The following is a 22364-nucleotide window of genomic DNA, read 5'->3' as shown; positions in this document are numbered from 1 at the left end:
CAAAACCCGTGTTATTCATGAGGCTTGGTAAGTACTCCGAGTTAAGCGGTATCCTTTAACACCTCAATGGGACTCAAGGCAGCCGCCTGGCGGGCCGGCTTGAGGCCGAACAGCACACCGATGGCCAACGCAGCGGCCACCGCCATACCGAACACTTTCCAGGAAAAGAGAATCTGCAAGAGGCCGAGCCGAGCCAACAACTGACCGAGCCCCATGCCGAGTCCCATGCCGAGCAAGGCACCGATCAGGGTCAAACAGATCGCCTCGATCAGTACCTGGCAAAGAATCGCCCAGTTACGAGCACCCAGAGCCTTTTTCAGACCGATCTCCATGCGCCGTTCATTGATGCTCAAATAAAACAGATTGGCCAGCACAAAACCGCCGACGGTCATAGCCACCAGTGCAGTGACGCCGAGAAACAATAACAGCCCGCTTTTGAACATGGAGAGGAACTTCAGAATTTCTTCGGAACTGATAATAGTGAAATCGTCCAATTCGCCAGGTTCCAGGTGATGCAGATGACGTAACAGGCTGCGTAGATTAGCAATATGCTCGGTCATCAGCTCGGGGGCATGGAACTTAACTCGCAAGGCTCTGAAATACTTACGGTTCAGGTTGAAGCGTTGGGTCAGGGTGGTGATGGGAATAATAATTCGATCGTCGATGGAGCCGCTGCCGCTGACTACCCCGCGATAGCTCAAGCGACCGACGATCTGAACCGGTACCTTATTGACCAGCACCGTATGACCCACCGGGGAGCGCTTGCCGAATAACTCCCGAGCCGTATTGTCGCCGATCAATCCAACCTTAGCCCCGCGAGACAGATCCTCGGCGCTCAGATCCCGGCCTTCGACCAGCGGCCAGTTCCAGGCCTCGGCATAGCCTTCGGCGGTACCGATCACCAGCGGCACTTGTACCACCCGGTCCTCGAAACGCAGCGACTGGTTGGATTTGGCCCGCATCGGCACCACCAGATAAGCGCCCGGCAGGGAGCGGCGCAAAGCATCCGCATCGGCGTAAGAGAGGGTCAGCCTCCGCTGGCCAACCGCCCGGCTCTCGATATTGCCGCCGAACACCAGCACCGCATCGGGACCGAACCAACGCACAATCTCCGTCGCCTTGCGTTCGGCCCCGTCCACCGCCGCCACGATCACGGTCAACGAAGCGATCCCCAAAGCCACCCCGGCGATCACGAACAGACTGCGCAGCTTGAAAGCCCACAGGGCCTGCAACGCCATACCGGCGATCCGCCACAGCTGGCGGCTAATATCAAGAAGGTTCGATACGACCGTCATGGAGCACAATGATCCTTTCGGCGGCAGCGGAAACCTCGGCCTCATGGGTGACCAGGATCACCGTACGCCCCTGGTCATGCATCTCCCGCAGCAGCTCCATGATCCCGGCGCTGGTGCTGGAATCGAGCTGGCCGGTCGGTTCGTCGGCCAGCAATAGGGGCGGATCGTTCATCAGCGCCCGGGCCATGGCCACCCGCTGTTGCTGACCGCCGGAGAGCTGACTGGGCCGAAAATGCATACGATCGGCCAACCCCACCTGCTCGAGCAGTTTCTGGGCCCGCTGTCGCAATTGACCGGCCGGAGTGGCACTGTAAAGACCTGGCAGAATAACGTTTTCCAGAGCGGTAACATAGGGGACCAGGTAAAAACTCTGAAAAATAAATCCGAACTGTCGATTGCGCAACTCGCTGAGACGGTCATCGGCTAACTCGGCAACGTTCTGCCCCTGAAACAGGTAGCGACCGCTGCTCGGCCGATCGAGCAGACCGAGAATATGCATCAAGGTCGACTTGCCGGACCCGGAGGCCCCCTGCAAGGCGATAAATTCCCCGGGAGACACGCTCAAATCGATGTTCTTGAGCACCTCGATGGTCAAATCGCCCTGCAGATAGGTCTTGTCGATCTGCTCCAGGCGAATAATCGGTTCGCTGCCGCTCATCGCCCGGCCTTTCGTCCACGGGCGTTGTTTCCACCCGCCCCGCTACCTGAACCAGCGGCCGCCGAAGCCTGGCCCAAAATCAGTTGAGTGGCAACCTTCTCGCCGGCCTGCAAGCCGCCGGTCACTTCACTGTGAGTCACCCCGATCAGGCCCAACTCCGGCACGACCTGCCGCACTGAACCGTCAGCCCGCTGCACGAATACCAATTGCCTGCCGTCGACCCATTTGAGAGCGGCATTGGGCAGACGCAGGGCATCCGCTTTTTCGGCCACCACGATCTTCACCTGGGTGGTCATTTCAGGTCGCAGTAGTTCGGCCTGTTCGGCGCTTACTGCGACCAAAGCCCGATAATAAACAATATTCTCCCGCACCTCCGGTTCCGGATAGACAGTGGCTACGGTGCCCTTAAAGATCCGGTCCGGCCAGGCGTCTACCCGAAACTCCAATTTCTGGCCGATCTTTACCTGGCCGACATCCGTTTCATCGACATAGATCCACATCTCCAGTCGACGGGTATCGAGCACGGTGATCAGATTGGCGACCTGCAGGCCCGAGACGATGGTTTCCCCCTCCTGAGCCGTGACCTGGCTGACTGTCCCGTCCAGAGGGCTGACAATCTGCGTGTAAGAGAGTCGGATATTCACCGCATTCAGTTGCGCTTTTGCTTGCTTCATCGCCAGGTCCGCCTTGCGCCGCTCCTCGATAAACTCGCGGCTTTCCCGCTCAAAGACCGCTCGGCGGGCGGCAACCAGGCGCTGTTCAACTTCGGACTTCTGACGAACATTATCCAGCTCATCCTGGGAGATGATGCCTTCTTCGGCCAACTGCGCCAGTCGTCGGTAGTTGCTGGCCAGATATTCCGCCGCGGTTTCGGCCAGGGCCAACTGTGCTTCGGCTTCTCGAATCCGCAAGGGATAGACCTGCTCGACACGGGCGAGTTCCGCACGGCGAGCCTGGTAGCGGGCTTTTGCCTCCGCCAGTTGGGAGCGGATTTCCCGGCTGTCGATCTGGGCCACCAACTGCCCGGCGGACACCCGGTCTCCGACCTTGACCAACATCCGTTCGATAACTCCGGTAGCCCGGGTACCGATCTTAACGATGGCCCCAACCTGCGGCTTGATAATGCCAGTCTGTTCAAGAACCTGGCGTACAGCCCCCCGCTTTACTTCGGCCGTTTCCAGAATGCGCACGGCCTGCTCATTGTGGCGGGACCGCCAGATCCCATAGCTTCCACCGAGCAAAAGCAGAACCACACCAAGCACGAGCAGTTTTTTAATCATGGCCCCTCTTTCTTTTTGTTTCACGTCTTTCAAATACCGCAAGAATCAGCCAGTTCAGGCCGACAATCAAACTCCTTACAGCATAACTGCCTATCGCCCTTTTGCAGTACAATCAGCAGCACTCAAAAAAGAAAAGCTGCCCTCTATCCGGACAGCTTTTGGCTTTACTCAGTTAGTATCAGGAGTCTGGCGGATTAATAATAAGCCGCCAGACTCCCAGACAACAAAAACCTCAAGCAAATCCAAGAACCACCAGATTCACCAGACCGATCAAAGCGCCGAGCAGGGCACCGAACAGATTAATGTATCTGAAGTGATCCTCCATGATATCGAGGAGCAAACGCTCGACGGTCAACACATCGAGTGTGTTGACCTTCTCTTCCACCACCCGCTTGATATTCAGGGTATCAACCAGCTGCGGCACCTCTTTTTTCAAAAGTTCGGCAAGATGAATAAACAGCCCTTCCTGCAGCTCACTACGCACATCGGCCGAAAGACGCGCCGAAAGGCATCCCAACGGCTGATGAAAAACCCACTGCTCAGTCTTTTCAGCCAGCACCCGGTCAACGGCATCCCTGGCCGCAGGACTGGTCAAGGCGCCCAATAGACGCGTGGCCAGCTGCTCGCGCATACGGGGCACGATTCCACCCGGCAGGGCGGTATTGAGCATCTCGCCAAAGGAACGGTCCTTGATCGCATCAAAGCCCTTCTCCAACAATCCCCGCAATGCCTTGGCCGCAGCCGGACTCTGTACCCAGGAAACCACCTGGTCGCGCACAAAACGTTTGGCTCCGGCCACCTTTTCGAAAGGCAGAGGTTCAACGAAAGAACTCACGGGCCGCTCCAGAAGATTCTCCACCCGGGAACGCAGCAGTTCGGCAACCTGCTGCTGAGTACGTTCTTCCCGCAGCCAGCGGGAAATCTCGTCGCCGGCCTGATCGAGGAAGCCGGGGATCTTTTCGCCGACCTTTTCCAGGTCGATAAATCCGGACACCAGGTTTTTCATGGGGCCGAGACCGTCGATAAACTTGACCAAGGCCTCCTTGGCCCGCTCCACCAGCCGGGCTCGAAATTCAGGATCGTAGAGCAAACCGCCGAAATGATCGAGCAGTACGGGAATCTCCCGCTCGATGGCACCCAGCAGGCCTTCAACCAAAGCCTCCGGCAACATCTCCTTAAGAGGTTGTTTTGAAGTGAGCAGTTTTTCCAGCTGCTCGTCGATAATTCGTTCGATGGCCTTGGCGGTTCCCTCCGCCTGCAGCACGCCGGCCAGCTTGCGCTCTACATGCCCCATCAGCATCATGCGTTTGGGTCCGGCGAGAAAGCTTGCAGGGTCCCTTTCGAGAAGCTCGTCGCCCTTGCGCTGCAGGTAACCTCGCAGGCTCTCTTCGAACTCGCTGCTCTGCAGATAATCGAACAGGGCCTTGAGGCCCTTCCAACGCAGCATTTCGACCAGCTCGCGAAAACGGCCCTGAAACTTGCCCGGCACCAGCGAAGCCAGCGGCCCCAGGTCCCGATCGAGAAAGGAGCCGAGCTTATCGTTTACCGCTTGTTGCAGTTCACGACGAAAGCCTTCCTTTTCCAGCGCCCGGCCGACATCCTTGGAAGTCAACAGGTGGGAACCGACCACGCCCCCCATGGACTTGGCCAGCTCCAAACGCTTAGAAGGAATGATTCCCGGCGTCAGAGGCACTCGCAAGCCGAAGATATACCACGGCTTGAGGGGCCTAAAGAGCATACGGATAGCGATATAGTTGGTCACGTAGCCGATTACCGCCCCTAAGGCGGGGGGCAGCACATAAGGCAGGATCTTTACTAGAGTCATTGTAGCGCATCACTTTCGAGGACCGTTAGCGGCCCTTCTGTCAGACGGTTATTCCATGATCACCAGAGAGTGGTCACCGATATTCATCCGGCGGGGGCTGCCCGTGAGCTGCACCGCATCGCCGAGAATACTTTCGGCCAGGGTCATGCTCTGCACCCGGCAATCGGCATTGATAATCGAATCTTTGACAATGCTGGCCTCGATGTGACAGCCGTCGGCCACCGATACGTTGGGACCGATAATAGAGCCCCGCACCGTAGCCCCGGCAGCAATCGACACGGGCTCGATAATCACCGTATTCTCTATCGTGCCTGCGCAACCGACCCGGTTGCCGGACAGCAGGTAACGATTGGTCTCCAGCAGGGTCTCCGGTTTGCCGCAGTCGAGCCAGGCCTGAATCTCCGGCGCGCAAAACTTGATGCCATCGCGAATCATGCGCATGAAGACCGCCGGCAAATAGAACTCTCCCTTAACCGTATCGCCAGCAGCGATGGTCTTCTCCAGATAGTCCATGAATCCCTGACCGTCCTTGAGATAATAGAGTCCGACCTGGGCCAGGCGGGAAACAGGAGTGTCCGGCTTCTCGACCATATCGACGATATAGCCCTCCTTGACCACATTAACCCCGAAGCGCTGATAGTCTTCGACTTCTTTGGAATAGATCAGGCCATCGCAATCAGCGCACAGATCGGGGATTTTAGCCAGGTCGGTAACGAAGATGGTATCGTTAAAAACCACCAGCACTTCATCACCGGCAGAGATGCGCGGCGAAGCGAGAGCCACGGCATGGGCCGGACCGAGCCGCTCTTTCTGCACGATATAACTGCAGTTAACCCCGGGGAAATGCTGCTCCATGAACTCTTCGATCTGACTGCCATTGTCGTCGGTGATAAAGATCAGTTCCTCGGCATCGACAGTCAGTACCCGTTCGACAATGTGCTCCAGGACGGTTTTCCCCGCTACATGGACCAATGATTTGGCTTTGGTATGGGTATGCGGCCGCAGGCGGGTGCCTTTGCCTGCTACCGGCAGAATGATTTTCATGACTTTCTCCCTATAAAATAAAGATGATGAATCACGATCGGTCGGATAGGTCCTTGTCAGAAGCGGCCCCTTCGGGTAGCATACGGCCCAGCTTGGGCTCTGACAGAAGACCTATACCGCCCAAGATCATAACCGTATTTTAATCGAAGAACAAGCCACACTTGATCGGGACCGATCAGCCCGACCATAAGGAGTCTGTATGAAGGATCATTTGCTGCGCGTCGCCACTCGGGACGGCACACTGCGCGCCGCCGCCGCCGTCACCACCGACCTGGTCGAAGCCATCCGCCAACGCCAGGGCACCGACCCAACCGCTACCGTCGCCCTTGGCCGCCTGGTCAGCGGCGCAGCAGTCATGGGTAGCCTGCTCAAAGGCGACCAACGGCTGGCACTGATGGTAGAAGGCAACGGCCCGCTGCAAAAACTACATGCCGAAACCAATGCCACCGGCCAGTTAAGGGGTTCGGTCAAAGAGCCGCTATCGGGAATTGCTCCCACCGCTGAAGGTTTTGACGTGCCGGCGGCCGTCGGCCGAGCCGGCTTCCTGCATGTCGTGAAAGATCTCGGTCTCAAAGAACCCTACCGTGGAATGGTCCAACTCTACAGCAGTGAAATCGCCGAGGACCTGGCTTATTACCTGACCTCATCGGAGCAGATACCGTCCACCGTTGCCCTGGGCGTCTACCTTGAAGAGGAAGGCCGGGTCGCCGCGGCCGGCGGCCTGCTGGTGCAGGCCATGCCTGAAGGCGAAGAAGCTCTCGTTTCCTTGCTGGAAGAACGGCTGATCACGCTTCCCCCCCTGACCGCCATGCTTCGAGCCGAGCAAGGACCGGAGCAGATTCTGCAACTGCTCTTTGAGGGCATCCCCCTCGGCACCCCGGAAATGACTCCTCTGGAGTTTCGCTGCACCTGCAGCCGCCCGCAGGTACAATCGATGCTCAAGGCCCTTGGTCTGGAAGAACTGGAAGCAATTGCCCAAAAAGAGGAAACGACGACTGTCACCTGCGAATTCTGCAAAGAACGCTATAGCTTTACCGGCAAGCAACTCAACCTCTTGCTGGATGCCCTGAAATCCACAAACAAAGGGCCGCAATAAATTATGAGCCAACGGCTACTGACTCCCGAAGCCTTCCTGCAGCGTGCGGCAAACTGTCCCGTATTCGACGCCCGCACCCCTGGAGAATACGGCCAGGCCCATATCCCCGGCGCCTATAATCTGCCCCTGTTCAGCGACGAGGAACGGCACCAGATCGGCATCCTGTATAAGAACCAGGGAAAAGAGACTGCGGTACTGCGGGGGCTGGAGATGGTTGGGCCACGCCTGACCGATTATATCGCCCGGGTGAGGGAAATCACAGACAGCCGAGAGATCCTGGTTCATTGTTGGCGCGGAGGTATGCGCAGTTCTTCACTGGCCTGGCTGCTGGAAACCGTCGGCTATCGCGTGGCACTCCTCAAAGGCGGTTACAAAGCTTATCGCCGGCAGGTCCAGGCCACCCTCGCTGCCCCCTGGCCGCTGTTGATATTAAGCGGCATGACCGGCAGCGGCAAAACCGAACTGTTACAAAATCTTCGCCGCCGCGGCGAACAGGTTCTCGACCTGGAAGGTCTGGCAAACCACCGCGGCTCGGCCTTCGGCGCCATCGATGGCCTGGCGCAACCGACTACCGAACAGTTTGAAAATGAAATCGGCGCCCAGCTGCAAACCCTGGTTAGCGACAGACCGATCTGGGTCGAAGACGAAAGCCGTCGTATCGGCCGGGTCGTGATCAACGATAACCTGTATAAACAGATGCGCAAAGCCACGGTGATAAAAATCGATGTGCCGAGGGAACGGCGAGTGGAGCGGTTGTGTATTGATTACGGCAATGAAGCGCCGGAAAAACTGGCCGAGGCCGTCACCAATATCAGCAAGCGGCTCGGAGGGGAGAAAACCAGCGCCACCCTGCAAGCTATCACCAACGGCGATATTTCTTCAGCGGCACACGCCATCCTTGATTATTACGACAAAACCTACCTGTTTGGTTTGAAACAAAGAGATCCGCAACGGGTCGTCATGCTGACTCCTACCCCCGAGCGGCCCGGCGAGATCGCCCGTTCCCTGATCGAGCTTAGCAACAATCTGCCCGCTGAACTAAAACCGGTAACCTGACCACTGAGGTCGAATGCACATCACCTGCATTAACACTCTGTGTCTTGTATTGACGAGAGCAAAACCAATTATACGAATCGTATCCTGGCAAATTAAATACCCTAGTGACCTTATGATTAAAATAGTTTAGGCTACTGATAATTTTCGTCGTTTATGCTACATTTAAGTCTCACTATGCTGGCTTGGCCAGATTTCTGGATAGGAGGTGCTGAGAATGGCAACTAAAACAAAAGAAATCAACGGTTTGACTGAGCAACAATGGCAAGAATTACAGAAGCTGCTGGAAGGAAAACGCCGGGAACTGGTCAAGTCCATCGAGACTATGCGCGCCCGTGATATGGAGTTTGATCCCGACGACAATCTCGAGGAGCTGGATCAAGCTGCCATCAACCAACTACAGGCTGTTCAGTTGCGGGTTCTGGATAAAGAAGTCAAACTATTGCGCGAGGTCGACCGGACCCTGGCAAAGTTCGACACCGAGGAATTCGGCCTCTGCGAAGGGACCGAGGAACCCATCGGCTATCCGCGCCTTAAGGTCCGGCCATGGGCCCGCTATAGCATCGAATACGCCGAGGAAAAAGAACGTTTGGAAAAACAGACGTCAAGTCGGTTGCCTGGACGCTAACAGGACCACATCCATAGCCTGCCGCCAGTCCGGCTATTGCCGGATCGGCGGCAGCGTTTACTGAAGCCAGTGCGACGGAACAGGCTTTTTACCGCCGCCCGACCCCAAGCACCGTAATTTCCTATCCCACTTAGGACCCGGGGTATTATTGTTGCTGGCTTCGGCCCTATCAGAAACAGCATCATTCTTTCCCGCCGTTTGCCGACCACCCCGCATCGCCACTTCGAACCGTAGTCCAGACCGGTGCCGCAACCGCCTGACAATTATCCTCAAATAACCGATCCGAAGCCCCCGCCAATTCAGGTTGCCGCCAAAGCTGTTATTATTGATAGCGTAGATCCAGGTTTCAGCACCTCGCCAATGTCCGTCTTTCTCCTGGAGCGCCGGTATCATGCGCATTCTGATGATGACCAACACCTACCACCCTCATGTGGGCGGCGTGGCACGCAGCGTACATAGCTTCAGCAACGCTCTGCGCCGGCGGGGCCATCAGGTCCTGGTGGTAGCGCCAACCTTTATCGGCCAGCCGGGCTTCGAGCCGGGGGTGCTACGCTGGCCGGCTTTGCACCGGTTTCACCACACGGATTTCTCGGTGCCGCTCCCGGCCCCGGTGGGACTGTACAACCGATTGCGCGAATTGGCACCACAACTCGTTCATTCCCACCACCCCTTTCTGCTTGGCGACACCGCCCTGCGTATCGCCGCCGAACGCGGTCTGCCGATGGTTTTCACCCATCACACCATGTACGAGCGCTATACCCACAACCTGCCCTTCGATTCTCCGCGGGTGCGCCGCTTCGCCGCCGACCTGGCGACCGGTTACTGCAACCTGTGCACCGCAGTGATCGCCCCGAGCGCCACCCTGGCGGCCTGTCTGCAACGACGTGGAGTCAAGGTGCCCATCGAGATCATCCCCACCGGCATCGATCTGCAGCGCTTTACCGACGGTGACGGCGCAAGATGTCGACAGCAGCACGCCATCCCCGCGAATGCGCTGCTGCTTGGTTACGTCGGCCGCCTGGCGCCGGAGAAAAACCTCGGTTTTTTGGCGACAGCAGTAGCAGACTTTCTGCGCCAACGGCCGCAAGCGCATTTTCTGCTGGCAGGAGAAGGTTCGGAGGGTGTTTCGCTCCTGCAATACCTTACCACCGCGGGTGTGGCAGGGCGGGTTCATGCATTGGGGGTATTGCCCTTAGCGGAACTGGCCGATGCCTACCGCGCCATGGACATCTTCGTCTTTGCTTCGCAAAGCGAAACCCAGGGCCTGGTTCTGGCCGAAGCTATGGCCGCGGGCACCCCGGTAGTGGCCATCGACGCCCCGGGGGTGCGCGACATCCTGTGCGACGGCATCAACGGCCGTCTGCTACCGTCAGAACAGCGAAAGTCCTTTGTTGCGGCCCTGAACTGGCTGGCGGAGCTGCTGCCAGCAGAGCGCATGCGCCTGATCGAAGGTGCCTTGAACAGCGCTCAGGATTTTTCCATGGACAAGGCCGTTACCCGTCTCCAGAGCCTCTATGCGAGGCTGATCGCCGCTTCCAACTGCCCCCGGCCCAACGGCAACCAATGGACCGCTTGGCGCTTCCGTTTCGAGGAAGAATGGAAAATCGTCCACAACATCATCCATGCCCTGAAACCGGGCAACCGTCAGCGGCCGCGCCAGTGAGCGATAGCGGCCAGCGACTGCTGGGATCAATCGGCGCGTTGCTACTGCGGCTGTGGGGGGCCAGCTGGCGCCGCCAGCAACACGGTCTGCAGCGTCTCGACACCCAGTTTGCCAGCGGTGAGCGCACCCTGCTGCTATGCTGGCACGGCGACTATCTGGCCCTCCTCGCCCTGTTGCACCACCGGCGGGTCTGTGCCCTCACTAATCGCTCCTGGCGTGGCCGAACCCTCAGTGCCCTTTGCCAACGCCTGGGTCTCTCCACTCTTGAACTGCCGGCCGAGCCGAGACACCAGTTCCTTGTCGCCCTGCGCCGGCGCCTGGCCGAACAGCCGGTGTGGGCCACCGCTGCCGACGGCCCCGTAGGACCAGACCGAGAGGTCAAACCGCAACTGCTAACCCTGGCCGCCCATTTCGGTTTCACCCTTCTGCCCCTCGGCGTGGCCAGCCGGCCCAACTGGCGCTTACAACGCCGTTGGGATAAGATGGAATTACCGCTGCTGTTCAGCCGGGTGGCGCTGGTGGTCGGCGAACCGTTGCAACTGCCGCCCCATCTGCCCGATGTGGCCTTGGACCGGTTCAGCCAGGAGCTGCAGCAGCGCCTGCAGGGCTGCCACCGTCAGGCATTGGAGCTGATAAGGCAACCCGCCGGAAAAAACAACCCGGCTCGATAGGAGGTCTTATGAAGGGTGAAACCACCGTCAGCGGCTATCTGATCCGCCGCCTTATCGACTATGACGTCGACCATGTGTTCGGCGTACCCGGCGATTATATTCTCGATTTCTACCGCCAACTGGAAGAAAGCCCTCTGCAGATGATCAACACCTGCGACGAACAGGGGGCGGGCTTTGCCGCCGATGCCTACGCCCGCCTAAAGGGCCTCGGCGTGGTCTGCGTCACCTATTGCGTCGGCGGCCTGAAGATCGCCAATACCACCGCCCAGGCCTTTGCCGAGAAATCGCCGCTGGTGGTCATCAGCGGGGCGCCGGGACTCAACGAGCGCCATCGCAATCCCCTGCTGCATCATAAAGTGCGGGATTTCGATACCCAGCTCAACATCTTCCGCCACCTCACCGTCGCCGCCACCGATCTGATCGACGTGGAAAACGGCTGCTGTGAGATCGACCGGGTACTGGCAGCTGCGGTGCGCCACAAACAACCGGTGTACATCGAGTTGCCCCGCGACCTGACTGAGGCAGCCTGCAGCTGCAGCGGCGATCCTTCGCCTCCGGCAGCGGCCAGCGATCCCGACGCCTTGCACGAGGCGTTGACCGAGACGGTGCAACGACTCGCACAAGCTCAGCGTCCGGTGCTGATCGCCGGCATCGAAATCCAGCGTTTCGGCCTGCAGCAACCCCTGTTGCAGCTACTGGAAGCCACCGGCATCCCCTTTGCCACCACCCCCTTGAGCAAATCGACCCTATGCGAGGATCACCCTCTGTTTCTCGGTGTCTACGAGGGAGCCGTGGGCAAGGAAAAGGCCCGACAGGCAGTGGAGCAGAGCGACTGTCTGCTGATGCTCGGCGCCTTCATGACCGATGTCAATCTGGGCATCTTCACCGCCAAGCTCGATCAGGCCCTGACCATCTCCTCCTCCAGCGACGGCAGCTCCATCGCCTTCCACCAGTACCCCGAGGTGCTGCTGGGCGATTTTTTGCCCGGCCTGCTCGACCAGAACCTGCCACACCGGAGCACTGCCGCAGCTAAACCGACAGCGGCGCCACAGCCCTTTGAAGCACAGGATGAGCCCATCACCATCCGCCGCCTCTTTGAATATCTGGAAACCTTCATCGACGACCATATGGTTCTGCTGGCCGATCCCGGCGATGCCATGTTTGCCGCCACCGATCTGACCATCCGCCACCCGGCGGCCTTCCTCTCCCCGGCCTACTATACCTCCATGGGCTTTGCGGTCCCCGGGGCCATCGGCGCCCAGCTGGCCCGCCCCGACCTGCGCCCCCTGGTACTGGTGGGCGATGGCGCCTTTCAGATGACCGGCATGGAACTCTCCACCGCGGTCCGGTTCGGCCTGTCGCCCATTGTGGTAGTACTCAACAACGGGGGATACGGTACCGAGCGGCCCATGACCGACGGCCGCTTCAACGATGTTCCCGTCTGGCGCTTCAGCCGGCTACCGGAGGTCATTGGCGCCGTCCAGGGATTTGAGATCTTCAGCGAAAAAGATTTCGAGCAGGCCCTGCAGGCCGCCTTGACCCACACCGACAGTCCGGCGATTCTCGATGTGCATCTCGATCCCCACGACCACTCACCGGCCTTGAAACGACTCACCGATGCCCTGGGGGCCAAGGTTCGCAACAGCGGCAAGTAACGGCCAGACACCGATTGTTGCAAACAACTCCTGAACAGCAAAAAAGGGACAGCCGGTCATGACCGGCTGTCCCTTTCCATTGTAACTAAACCCCTTAAGCCGCTACTTACAACCCTTTCTTCTCGAACCAGCGCCAGCACGATCATCGCCAACACCATCCGCCAAGGATTCACTCCGAACAACTGTGGCGGAATGATTTTTTCGTAGATCCTCCAGATCAAGACACCCTCTTTGAGCTGTGGGTAAAGGTCCACATAGGCAGTGCCTCCCAATAGCATGTTGAAAATTCCCCAAAAGGCATCCACAGGACCCTCACCGATAGCACCGAGAGGGGTGCCCGGACAATAGCCGACAAGGCCTAGCCGATGTGGGGCATGCCCCACAAGTGGGGACACGGTTTTAGCCTGGCGCCACACTTTGTGTACGATGACTAATTCGTCCTCTTATGGAAAGTGACTATTCAAAATCTTTTCCCACCAAATCCCCTAAAGAATCAGACTCAGTACCCTGGAACATTTTATGTCAATTTTTCAGCCACTTATTGATTCTCCTTGAGAAAAGACGATCGGCCGGAGGCTTAAACTTCACTTTAATAGGAGTATTGGAACAACTGATAAACCCTTTTCGGCATGGCTGTTGCCATATCCAAGCTTAGAAATCTTTTTGCCTGTTGGGTATTGTCCATCTTGAGATCATCAAGCCCGGAAGGCCAAGTCAGAACTCATTTATCGAACACTTTAATCGGATCTATCGCAATGAGGGTCTTGACCTATATGTTTTTCATCGATTGTCAGAGGATCGGGTAATAACCAACAAATGGATCATTAAATATAACGAGATCCGACCTCACGCCGCGCTGGGGGAATTAACGCCGAAAGAATATCTGGCCACATGAGTATTGGAGGAAAACTCTATTTATCGGTGGCCCTAAAAGAAGGAACTTTGCAGCTTGGCCGTTCGCTTAATATTTCCGAGGAGTTAAGTATGTATCATCGGTTACTCAATATCTTTATTGCTTCACAGGATCCTCAACTCGAAACGATTCTCCAAGGGATGCAACCCGAGGAAAGGTTTTCCCATCAGTTTTTTTGCTCACCCAATGTCGATGAAACCGATTTAAGCGACTACTCGGTCATTATCCTTGATTTCGAAAGCGTTGCACCAGAATTCTTGGAGCGCATTGAGGCAATCAAAGATGACCCGGTTGTCGTGATAGGTTGTTTTACTTCCGATAGCTTTCCTATTCTGGCAGAGAATTTCCACCTCTTTGACCAGGTCTGGATCAAGCCTCTTGCTGCTGACAAACTCCAGGCCTCCTTTGCGGGGATTTTAAGGCATCTCAAAGAACGGGAAGAGACCATACTTGGCCAAAAATATCTGGATACCCTGATAGACAGTCTGCCCGATCTGATTTGGTTCAAAGATGCGCGTGGGGCTCACCTAAAAGTCAACGACAGTTTCTGCCGTACCGTCAATAAAACCAAAGCTCAGATAGAAGGCCGCGGGCATTATTACATCTGGGATCTTGAACCTGATGAATACGCCCAAGGGGAATATATTTGCCTGGAGTCTGAAGAGATTGTTCTCAACACGAAGGAAACCTGCCTGTTTGATGAAACTGTGAAATGCGGTGATGAACTTCGAAAGTTTAAAACCTATAAATCACCGATCTTTGACACAGATGGTGAGGTTATCGGCACAGTTGGGTTCGCCCGCGATGTGACCGACCTGCAGAACTTGCTAATCGAGTTAAATATTTTGATTGAGGGACTGCCTTTTCCAGTCATGGTGACCGACAAAGACAGGAATATTACGAGTGTTAACCAAAAATTTATCAATATTTTTGCTCTTGACCGTACCGAGTTCATCGGCAAAAAGGTTGATTTTTTGATCGATGACTCTAAATCATTCACTCGCAGTAAACGATGGATTATTGAGAAAGAAAAAGAAGGGCTGTTGCTTCTTTCAAAGAATAAAGTTCTGAAAATTCATGATGAAAGGCTACAGGATATTTTTGGCGTACTGGCAGGCCATGTGTATATTTTTGTGGATATAACTCTTGAACATCAATACAAAAACAAGCTGCTGATCGATGCCCACACCGATCATTTGACTAAATTGAATAACAGGCGCAGTCTTCAGGACTTTATGCGGAAAACCCCTTGTCAGTCCGGTACAGCTCTGTTGCTCACGGATCTTGATAACTTTAAGGAAGTCAATGATCAGCATGGTCACGTTGAAGGAGACAAAGTGCTGGTCGCCTTTTCCGACTTGCTGCAGCAGCTTTTTCCCGCTGAAAATCTCTTTCGTCTTGGCGGTGATGAATTTGCCATCATTCTTCCTCAGATGGAAGGTTCGGACAGGCCGAAACAGTGCGCTGAGCAACTGCTGACAGGATTTGAAGTAAAAGTTGCCCGGAAGTTCCCGCACACCAAAATTTCTGTCAGTATCGGGATTGCCATGGATGTCGATGATGGAGACTTCGGAGAATTGTTCAAAAAAGCAGATATGGCCCTGTATGACTCAAAAAAAACAGGAAAAAGTGCCTACACTCTTGGAGCAAATAGCCTGTGATTCGGTGTCTGCCTTTTTGCTTAGTCTTCCTTTATGAGCAAAAAGAATTCCAATAAACTGAATCGCCACCAGGATACTAGACACTCTGGGTTTTGCGGAAAGGGGCAGCCGGTCATAGCCAGCTGCCCCTTTCCATTGCAACCAAACCCCTTAAGAACGCTACTTACAACCCTTTCTTTTCGAACCAGCGAAACATGCCCAGCGCCAGCACGATCATCACGACAACGATCAGCCAGTGATTGACCCCCAACAGTTGCGGCAAAGTTATCTTGCCATAGTCACCCCAGGTCATCACTGATGCCTTGAGTTGGGGATAGACTTCGGCAAAAGCTGCAGCACCGAAGATCATGCCGAGAATCCCGCCAACGGCATCGACACGCCCCTCGCCTAGCGCCCCCAGAGAGGTGCCGGGGCAGTAGCCGACCAGGCCCCAGCCAACGCCGAAGACCAGGCCACCGATGATGTTGCTGCCAAGCACGGCCCCTTTGAGTTTGAGTTCTACAAGGCCGAGATCGTTGAGCAGGTAGATGCCGACCATGCCCACCAGCACGGTGGAGAACATGAACTTGACGATGGTCATGTCAATCAACCGCAAGGCACCAAGCTGCTTGTCGTAACGCAGCACCCGCCCTTTCTGCAGCAAAAAACCGAACAGTACGCCGGTCACCAGACCCCAGATCAGCAGATTCATTATTCGTCCCCCTTTCGGTACAGCAGGCGTGCGACCAGCATGCCGCCGGCGAAGAAACAGACCAGGGCCACCAGGCCGCTCACCGCCAGTTGCATCACCCCGCTCAGGCCATGACCGCTGGGGCAACCGCCGGCCAGCCGAGCACCAAACAGCAGGATCGCGCCGCCAATAAAGGAGGTCAGAAACCTGCCAAGACCGGTTTTAACGCCGAAACGACGCTGCCACATGTCGGGCACCGCCTGCAAGCGAAAAGATCCGGAAGTGACGGCAGCAATCAGGGCTCCGAGCAGAATGCCGACGACAAACATCCATTGCCAATCTATACCCGACACGCCGGACTCGAGGTATTTGCTGAAATAACTGTTCTGCGCTACTCGCTCGGGGTTGACCAGCCGCTCCAACATGCCTGCAGTGCGCACAAAGGACGTCGATGCGCCGAAATACTTGCCGGTAAAGAACACCGATGCCACCGCCACCAGACCGGTCAAGGCACCAGCCAGGTAAGGATTCCAACTACCAGGATCGTCTGTCTGCTTCATTGCATTTCTCCTTAACTCGAAAACTTGAAAATTGCCGGCCTCAGGATTTTTATGCAAAATGGTCTTTTTTCTCTTTAAGCAAAACATGCCAGCCTTCGATCACAGCGGGACAGACCGGCGCCTCTCCCGCATGCCCGGCCAATGCCGCAATCTGCGACGGCGGTACTAAATCCCTCCCATGAACAAAGGCCGCGCGCCCCAATGAAACAGCGTGCAGGGTACCGGGGGTCTCAAAACGCTGCTCAAGATAGAGATATTTGTCATCCCAGGTCACGATACGGGTGACGATATCGAACTGTTTTAAAGGGGGCAAAGGCCGAATAAAAGTGATCTCGCTAGCGTTCAGAAACGGCAGCCAGCGTTTTTTCAATAGCGGCCCGATTAATTTCAAGCGCGCCAGCTGCTCGACCCGGGCTACATCGATCAAGGCAAAATATCGGCTGTTGGTCAGATGCAGATTAAAATCGCAGTCGGTGGGCAATACGCGAAAAGAACGCCGAAAAGGCTCTGTCAGCGATACAGTACCCGGTCGGAACCAGAGCCGCAACATCATCCAGAGTAATCGAAAATAGAGATTCAAGCCTTCCTCCGCAAATTTGACCAAGGCATAACCGCACTACCTATGCGCCTATTTAATATTACACGTCAACAGCATAACCCACAACGGGTGCCAATCAGTCTCTAGGATAAACCCTCGCCGGATCACTGAAATACTCCCGGGTCTTGCGCCACACCAGAGGGCTGAGGAATAGCAGCCCGACCAGGTTGGGCCAGGCCATGAGAGCGTTGAAAATATCTGAGATATTCCACACCAGCTTCAGTTCAATGGCCGCCCCCACCGGCAGCAGCAGACAGAAAAACACCCGGTAGGGCAGAATAAGCTTAGGGCCGAACAGATACTCCACCGAACGGTCGCCGTAGTAGGACCAGCTGATGGCCGTGGAAAAAGCAAAAAAGGCGATGCCGATAGCCACTATATAGCCCCCTTTGCCCGGCATACCAAGATTGAAAGCACTGGCGGTCAAATCGGCGCCGCTCAAGCCGCTCTGATAGGCACCGGTGAGGATGATCACCAGGGCGGTCATGGTACAGATGGTGATGGTATCGATGAAAGGGCCGAGCATGGCCACCAGTCCTTCGCGCACCGGCTCCTCGGTCTGGGCCGCACCGTGTGCGATGGGTGCACTGCCGAGGCCCGCTTCATTAGAGAAAACGCCCCGAGCCACACCAAAGCGGATGGCCTGGGACACGGCCGCTCCGGCAAAGCCACCGGTCGCCGCACTACCGCTGAAAGCGCTGCGAAAAATCAAGGCGAAGGCGTCGGGCAACAGCGTATAGTGGCGGCCTATGACCATCAAGGCTCCCAACACGTAGAAGATCGCCATGCAGGGCACCAGCTTACTGGCCACCCTGCCGATGCGCTTGATACCGCCGACAATCACCGCAAAGACCAAGGTTGCGATAACCACACCGGTCACTACCTTGGGTATCCCGAAATGGGTCTGCAGCGGCTCGGCCACCGAATTGGCCTGCGCCATGTTGCCGATACCGAAGGAAGCCATCATGGCAAAAAAGGCAAACAGCATCCCGAGCCATTTCTGGCCCAACCCCTTCTCCAGGTAATACATCGGCCCGGCGCTGACTGAGCCATCTTCGTGAATGGTGCGAAAATGCAACGAAAGCAGGCACTCGGCGTACTTGAGGGCCATGCCGAACAGGGCCGTCATCCACATCCAGAACACCGCTCCCGGCCCCCCAAGAGCCACGGCGGTGCCGACTCCGGCAATATTGCCGGTGCCGATGGTGGCGGACAGGGCAGCGCTCAGAGCCTGGAAATGGGTAATTTCCCCCTTGTCATCCGGATTGTCGAATTTTCCGGAAATCAGTTTCCAGGCATAGCCGAAATGACGCAGCTGCACCAGCCCGAGCAACAGGGTAATAAAGGCCCCGCTGCCTACCAGCAGGACGATTGTCACCGGGCCCCAGACCCAGCCGTTCAGCGTATCGATCAGCGATTGCATAATAACCCTCCCAACAGTCATGAAAAATGATCCCTGATTAATAGCCGTCTTTTCCTTGCAACGCAACCCTTCAGCCCAAGGAATAGTTCAAGGATGACAATATAATAGGAGTTTCGACGGGACCGATTCTCCGTCAAATAAGTTATTTTTTGATGGCGGGTCTTATTCGTCTATTCTTTCGCACCCATTCTACGGAGAAATTCCTCACCGAACTCCAGAATTGAAACCGGTTGATTCCATTGGGAAAACTCCCTTCGAAACTAAGGCATTGAATTGTTACCTTTCCAATCACCTTTTGACAAATTCATCAGAGCTATATACATTGGGATAAAACAGGATAATAATTATAATAGCCTTGCAGACAGAGGCAGCAATAGCAGCAGCCGCAACCCATCCAACAGGAGATGACTCGATGTGGGATTATACCGATAAAGTCAAGGATCACTTTTTGCACCCGCGCAACGTCGGCGAAGTCGAAAACCCCGATGCCATTGGCGAGGTCGGCTCACTGGCCTGCGGCGATGCCCTGCGCCTGACCTTTAAACTCGACGAAAACAAACGCATTCAAGACATCAAGTTTCAGACCTTCGGTTGCGCCAGCGCCATCGCTTCATCTTCGGCCCTGACGGAAATCGCCAAGGGAATGACCCTGGAAGAAGCGGAAAAAATCTCTAATCAGGATCTGGCTGAATTTCTCGGCGGCCTGCCGGAAGAGAAGATGCACTGTTCGGTCATGGGCAAGGAAGCCCTGGAAGCGGCCATCGCCAACTACCGGGGCGAAGAGGCGGTCAAGGAAGATTTCGAGATCGTCTGCAAATGCTTCGGCGTCACCGACAAGGAAATCGAGCGGGTCGCCACCGAAAACGACCTGACCAGTCTCGAACAGATCACCGACTTCACCAAGGCCGGCGGCGGCTGCCAGGCCTGTCATCCCAAGATCGAGGCGATTCTCACGAAACTGTGGGGGAAAAAACCGGTGGAACCGGCAGAAAATTTGGTTCCGGCGGGTCAGAAACTGACCAACCTGCAAAAGATCCGGCTGATTCAGGAAACCCTGGAGCGGGAGATCCTGCCGCCGATCCGCTCCGACGGTGGTGATCTGGAGCTGATTGACGTCGCCGGCGACACCATCTATGTAGCTCTACGCGGCAGTTGTTCCTTCTGTCCCCAGTCCCAGTTCACCCTGAAAAACTTCGTCGAGGCAAAGCTGCGTGAATTTGTCAGCCCCGACCTGGTAGTGGAGGAGGTGAAGGGATGAAAACCGTCTATCTCGACAACAACGCCACCACCCGCACCGCCCCCGAGGTGGTCGAAGCCATGCTGCCCTTTTTCAGTGAACTCTACGGCAACGCCTCGAGCATGCACAGCTTCGGCGGACAGGTGGGCAAGCATCTCGCCCGTGCCCGGGAACAGGTCGCAGCCCTGATCGGCGCTCACCCTGCAGAGATCATCTTCACCAGTTGCGGCACCGAAAGCAATAACGCCGCGATCATGGGCACCCTCTACTCCTACCCGGAGAAAAAGCATATCGTCATCTGCCGCGTAGAGCACCCGGCGGTGCTCAACGTCGGCCACCACCTGCAAGCTCGCGGTTATCGCGTCACTGAGCTGGGGGTCGATCGCCAAGGTAAACTCAATCTCGATGAACTGCGGGCCTCTCTCAAAGAAGACACCGCCCTGGTCAGCATCATGGCTGCCAACAACGAAACCGGGGTGCTGTTTCCCATCGACGAGATTGCCGCCATCGCCAAGGAACGGGGCATTCCCTTTCACACCGATGCGGTGCAGGCGGTGGGCAAGATCCCTATGGACATGAGCCGCAGCCCTATCGATCTGCTTTCCCTCTCGGGTCACAAACTGCACGCTCCCAAGGGCATCGGCGCTCTGTACCTGCGCAAAGGAACCAAATTTTCCCCCTTCATGATCGGCGGACACCAGGAAGGCGGACGACGGGGCGGCACCGAGAACGTCCCTTACATTGTCGGCCTGGGGAGGGCCGCCGAGTTCGTTACCGATCACATGGAAGAAGAAAACACCCGGGTACGAGCCCTGCGCGACCGTCTCGAGACGGAATTGATTCAACGCATCCCCAACACCCTGATTAACGGCGATCCCCTCAATCGCCTGCCCAACACCAGCAACATCAGTTTTGAATATATCGAAGGCGAATCGATTCTGATGCTGCTCAACGAAGAAGGCATCTGTGCCTCTTCCGGTTCGGCCTGTACCAGCGGTTCGCTGCAACCTTCCCACGTGCTGCGGGCCATGGGCGTGCCCTTTACCGCCGCCCACGGTTCGGTGCGCTTCAGCCTCAGCATCTACAACACCGATGCGGACGTCGACCATGTCATCAAGGTGATGCCGCCGATCATCGAGCGCATCCGCGAAATGTCCCCCTTCTGGAAAGACTATCAGGCCGGCAAACCGCCGAGCAGTTTCCTCACCGGCGGCGACGTCGAGCACCACGTTCACGGTTAACCAAAGTTTTGACCAAAAAAGACCTCCCCTTTACCGGGAGGTCTTTTTTATAAAATCTGTGTGACCTGCACTGCTTTGGCCATGAGCACCTTCTAGCTAGGCTGAGGGGGTATTTTATTGGGGAAAGGTCCAACGGAATGCAGACTTCTTAGTTCGCCAAAGCCAGCCCCATAAAAATGGCCCGCGGATCAAATCCGCGGGCCATTTTTTACTGATTTGGTTTCTGTTAGCATCGCAAAATATATGTCCAGCAAAAAACTTGGCCTAATGCCCATAAGCGGTTATAATTACTGCCACTCATTCAACCGGCACGCTTTTCCAGGCAGAAATCAACGGCGCCAAGGAGCAATTTAATGGCTGGCAACCCCAAAATCCTTATCTCTTCCGAGATAATCCCTTCCCTTGATCTTGACGTAGATTTCCCCATGCGGGAAGGGTTCGATATTTTTATCGCCCGCGACGGCCAACATGCCTGGGACCTGATCGAAAAGGAACGACCGGACCTGGTTTTTCTGGATCTCTACTGCGGCGGTCTGGCGGGGGATGCCTGCTGTGAGATGATACGCCAGGACCTGACCTTGCAGGCGACACCGGTGATCCTGGTCATCGACAGCCAGCGCAAAGAGGACCTGGCCCGCTGCCTGAAGGTCAAATGCACCGACGTTATCTTCAAGCCCCTCAGCAATCATCTGCTTCTGGCCACCGCCCGGCGCATTCTCGGCCTGGCCTATCGTTCGTTTCCCCGGGTTCCGACCCGGCTCATCGTCCGCTACGGAGTCGATTCGAAAAACCTGTTCCACGCCTTTTCCGTCAACCTCAGTTCCGGCGGCGTGTTCATTGAAACGGACGAACCCTATGCGCCGGACCAGGAACTGTTTCTTGAGTTCAGTCTGCCCAATGTCTCCCAGCCGATCATCTGCAAAGCCTTCGTAGCTTGGATCAATACACCAGGGCAACCGGTCAACCCCGGCATGCCCCCCGGCATGGGACTGCAGTTTTTGTCCCTGAGCCTGCCGGACCTGTTGGCGGTCTGGGAGCATATCTCCCACGATGCCGACCATAAACCTGAGCTCAAAGCATCAAAAAACGGGCGACCCGTGTCAAACTAATCCTTCCGGATAGAAGGCCTGGGCCTTTCCTTTTTAAAAATGCACGGAACCTTCTCTTTCCCGGGATGCCAGGAAGCCGTACCG

20 protein-coding genes are annotated in these 22364 nt (G+C 56.2%); 11 read left to right on the top strand and 9 right to left on the bottom strand.

Annotation, left to right across the window (positions count from 1 at the left end):
- Positions 1-41: 41 nt before the first annotated feature.
- The 5 genes from A7E78_RS10915 to A7E78_RS10895 form a co-directional block, all read right to left on the bottom strand.
- A complete protein-coding gene (locus A7E78_RS10915) occupies positions 42-1295 on the bottom strand; it encodes an ABC transporter permease (RefSeq protein ID WP_072284300.1) in 1254 nt (417 codons plus the stop codon).
- Positions 1270-1953: an ABC transporter ATP-binding protein gene (locus tag A7E78_RS10910; RefSeq protein ID WP_072284298.1), complete on the bottom strand. Its 684-nt coding sequence runs from the start codon at positions 1951-1953 to the stop codon at positions 1270-1272. The genes A7E78_RS10915 and A7E78_RS10910 overlap by 26 nt, the downstream gene beginning before the upstream one ends.
- On the bottom strand, positions 1950-3233 hold the full coding sequence (locus A7E78_RS10905; protein ID WP_083553037.1) for an efflux RND transporter periplasmic adaptor subunit: 1284 nt from the start codon (positions 3231-3233) through the stop codon (positions 1950-1952). The genes A7E78_RS10910 and A7E78_RS10905 overlap by 4 nt, the downstream gene beginning before the upstream one ends.
- A gap of 232 nt (positions 3234-3465) precedes the next feature.
- The gene (locus A7E78_RS10900; RefSeq protein WP_072284297.1) at positions 3466-5058 is read right to left on the bottom strand and encodes a DUF445 family protein; all 1593 of its coding nucleotides are present in this window, start codon (positions 5056-5058) and stop codon (positions 3466-3468) included.
- Between the two features lie 48 nt (positions 5059-5106).
- On the bottom strand, positions 5107-6102 hold the full coding sequence (locus tag A7E78_RS10895) for a nucleotidyltransferase family protein (protein WP_072284295.1): 996 nt from the start codon (positions 6100-6102) through the stop codon (positions 5107-5109).
- Positions 6103-6301: 199 nt separating this feature from the next.
- On the opposite strand from A7E78_RS10895, the gene hslO reads away from it, so the two are divergent.
- From hslO to A7E78_RS10845, 8 genes are all read left to right on the top strand, one after another.
- Positions 6302-7198: an Hsp33 family molecular chaperone HslO gene (hslO, locus tag A7E78_RS10890; RefSeq protein ID WP_072284294.1), complete on the top strand. Its 897-nt coding sequence runs from the start codon at positions 6302-6304 to the stop codon at positions 7196-7198.
- 3 nt (positions 7199-7201) lie between these two features.
- Positions 7202-8254 (top strand): tRNA 2-selenouridine(34) synthase MnmH, encoded by a 1053-nt coding sequence (gene mnmH, locus A7E78_RS10885; RefSeq protein WP_072284292.1) that lies wholly within the window; start codon positions 7202-7204, stop codon positions 8252-8254.
- A 214-nt stretch (positions 8255-8468) separates the two neighbouring features.
- A complete protein-coding gene (locus A7E78_RS10880) occupies positions 8469-8879 on the top strand; it encodes a TraR/DksA family transcriptional regulator (protein WP_072284291.1) in 411 nt (136 codons plus the stop codon).
- Positions 8880-9270: 391 nt separating this feature from the next.
- Entirely contained in the window at positions 9271-10542 is a 1272-nt protein-coding gene (locus A7E78_RS10870) for a glycosyltransferase (RefSeq protein ID WP_072284288.1), read from the top strand.
- Entirely contained in the window at positions 10539-11213 is a 675-nt protein-coding gene (locus A7E78_RS10865) for a lysophospholipid acyltransferase family protein (protein ID WP_072284287.1), read from the top strand. The genes A7E78_RS10870 and A7E78_RS10865 overlap by 4 nt, the downstream gene beginning before the upstream one ends.
- A gap of 8 nt (positions 11214-11221) precedes the next feature.
- Positions 11222-12868 (top strand): alpha-keto acid decarboxylase family protein, encoded by a 1647-nt coding sequence (locus A7E78_RS10860; protein WP_072284285.1) that lies wholly within the window; start codon positions 11222-11224, stop codon positions 12866-12868.
- A gap of 670 nt (positions 12869-13538) precedes the next feature.
- Positions 13539-13763 (top strand): integrase core domain-containing protein, encoded by a 225-nt coding sequence (locus A7E78_RS10850; protein ID WP_072284283.1) that lies wholly within the window; start codon positions 13539-13541, stop codon positions 13761-13763.
- Positions 13760-15442 carry a sensor domain-containing diguanylate cyclase gene (locus A7E78_RS10845; RefSeq protein ID WP_235606735.1) on the top strand — a complete coding sequence of 561 codons (1683 nt, stop codon included), beginning with the start codon at positions 13760-13762 and terminating at the stop codon, positions 15440-15442. Before A7E78_RS10850 ends, A7E78_RS10845 begins: the two co-directional genes overlap by 4 nt.
- Positions 15443-15605: 163 nt before the next feature.
- On the opposite strand, the gene A7E78_RS10840 is transcribed toward A7E78_RS10845, so the two are convergent.
- The 4 genes from A7E78_RS10840 to A7E78_RS10825 form a co-directional block, all read right to left on the bottom strand.
- Positions 15606-16133, bottom strand: coding sequence for a DUF6691 family protein (locus A7E78_RS10840; protein ID WP_072284281.1), 528 nt, complete (start codon positions 16131-16133; stop codon positions 15606-15608).
- On the bottom strand, positions 16133-16672 hold the full coding sequence (locus A7E78_RS10835; protein ID WP_072284279.1) for a YeeE/YedE thiosulfate transporter family protein: 540 nt from the start codon (positions 16670-16672) through the stop codon (positions 16133-16135). The genes A7E78_RS10840 and A7E78_RS10835 overlap by 1 nt, the downstream gene beginning before the upstream one ends.
- Before the next feature lie 49 nt (positions 16673-16721).
- On the bottom strand, positions 16722-17252 hold the full coding sequence (locus A7E78_RS10830) for a thioesterase family protein (protein WP_072284277.1): 531 nt from the start codon (positions 17250-17252) through the stop codon (positions 16722-16724).
- Between the two features lie 94 nt (positions 17253-17346).
- The gene (locus tag A7E78_RS10825) at positions 17347-18693 is read right to left on the bottom strand and encodes an alanine/glycine:cation symporter family protein (RefSeq protein ID WP_072284276.1); all 1347 of its coding nucleotides are present in this window, start codon (positions 18691-18693) and stop codon (positions 17347-17349) included.
- Between the two features lie 412 nt (positions 18694-19105).
- Between A7E78_RS10825 and nifU the strand changes: the two genes are divergently transcribed.
- From nifU to A7E78_RS10810, 3 genes are all read left to right on the top strand, one after another.
- Positions 19106-19951: a Fe-S cluster assembly protein NifU gene (nifU, locus tag A7E78_RS10820; protein WP_072284274.1), complete on the top strand. Its 846-nt coding sequence runs from the start codon at positions 19106-19108 to the stop codon at positions 19949-19951.
- Entirely contained in the window at positions 19948-21171 is a 1224-nt protein-coding gene (gene nifS, locus A7E78_RS10815) for a cysteine desulfurase NifS (protein WP_072284273.1), read from the top strand. The genes nifU and nifS overlap by 4 nt, the downstream gene beginning before the upstream one ends.
- Before the next feature lie 353 nt (positions 21172-21524).
- Entirely contained in the window at positions 21525-22280 is a 756-nt protein-coding gene (locus A7E78_RS10810; protein WP_072284271.1) for a response regulator, read from the top strand.
- Positions 22281-22364 lie beyond the last annotated feature (84 nt).

It is taken from the genome of Syntrophotalea acetylenivorans (assembly GCF_001887775.1).
Lineage (GTDB): Bacteria > Desulfobacterota > Desulfuromonadia > Desulfuromonadales > Syntrophotaleaceae > Syntrophotalea_A > Syntrophotalea_A acetylenivorans.
Note: the sequence above shows the minus strand (reverse complement) of the source record. Positions and strands in the feature narration are given on the sequence as shown.

Bases quoted from the DNA above. Each gene is read 5' to 3' on its own strand.
- A7E78_RS10915 (WP_072284300.1), bottom strand. From the start codon at position 1,295: ATGACGGTCGTATCGAACCTTCTTGATATTAGCCGCCAGCTGTGGCGG.
- A7E78_RS10910 (WP_072284298.1), bottom strand. From the start codon at position 1,953: ATGAGCGGCAGCGAACCGATTATTCGCCTGGAGCAGATCGACAAGACC.
- A7E78_RS10905 (WP_083553037.1), bottom strand. From the start codon at position 3,233: ATGATTAAAAAACTGCTCGTGCTTGGTGTGGTTCTGCTTTTGCTCGGT.
- A7E78_RS10900 (WP_072284297.1), bottom strand. From the start codon at position 5,058: ATGACTCTAGTAAAGATCCTGCCTTATGTGCTGCCCCCCGCCTTAGGG.
- A7E78_RS10895 (WP_072284295.1), bottom strand. From the start codon at position 6,102: ATGAAAATCATTCTGCCGGTAGCAGGCAAAGGCACCCGCCTGCGGCCG.
- hslO (WP_072284294.1), top strand. From the start codon at position 6,302: ATGAAGGATCATTTGCTGCGCGTCGCCACTCGGGACGGCACACTGCGC.
- mnmH (WP_072284292.1), top strand. From the start codon at position 7,202: ATGAGCCAACGGCTACTGACTCCCGAAGCCTTCCTGCAGCGTGCGGCA.
- A7E78_RS10880 (WP_072284291.1), top strand. From the start codon at position 8,469: ATGGCAACTAAAACAAAAGAAATCAACGGTTTGACTGAGCAACAATGG.
- A7E78_RS10870 (WP_072284288.1), top strand. From the start codon at position 9,271: ATGCGCATTCTGATGATGACCAACACCTACCACCCTCATGTGGGCGGC.
- A7E78_RS10860 (WP_072284285.1), top strand. From the start codon at position 11,222: ATGAAGGGTGAAACCACCGTCAGCGGCTATCTGATCCGCCGCCTTATC.
- A7E78_RS10845 (WP_235606735.1), top strand. From the start codon at position 13,760: ATGAGTATTGGAGGAAAACTCTATTTATCGGTGGCCCTAAAAGAAGGA.
- A7E78_RS10840 (WP_072284281.1), bottom strand. From the start codon at position 16,133: ATGAATCTGCTGATCTGGGGTCTGGTGACCGGCGTACTGTTCGGTTTT.
- A7E78_RS10835 (WP_072284279.1), bottom strand. From the start codon at position 16,672: ATGAAGCAGACAGACGATCCTGGTAGTTGGAATCCTTACCTGGCTGGT.
- A7E78_RS10825 (WP_072284276.1), bottom strand. From the start codon at position 18,693: ATGCAATCGCTGATCGATACGCTGAACGGCTGGGTCTGGGGCCCGGTG.
- nifU (WP_072284274.1), top strand. From the start codon at position 19,106: ATGTGGGATTATACCGATAAAGTCAAGGATCACTTTTTGCACCCGCGC.
- nifS (WP_072284273.1), top strand. From the start codon at position 19,948: ATGAAAACCGTCTATCTCGACAACAACGCCACCACCCGCACCGCCCCC.
- A7E78_RS10810 (WP_072284271.1), top strand. From the start codon at position 21,525: ATGGCTGGCAACCCCAAAATCCTTATCTCTTCCGAGATAATCCCTTCC.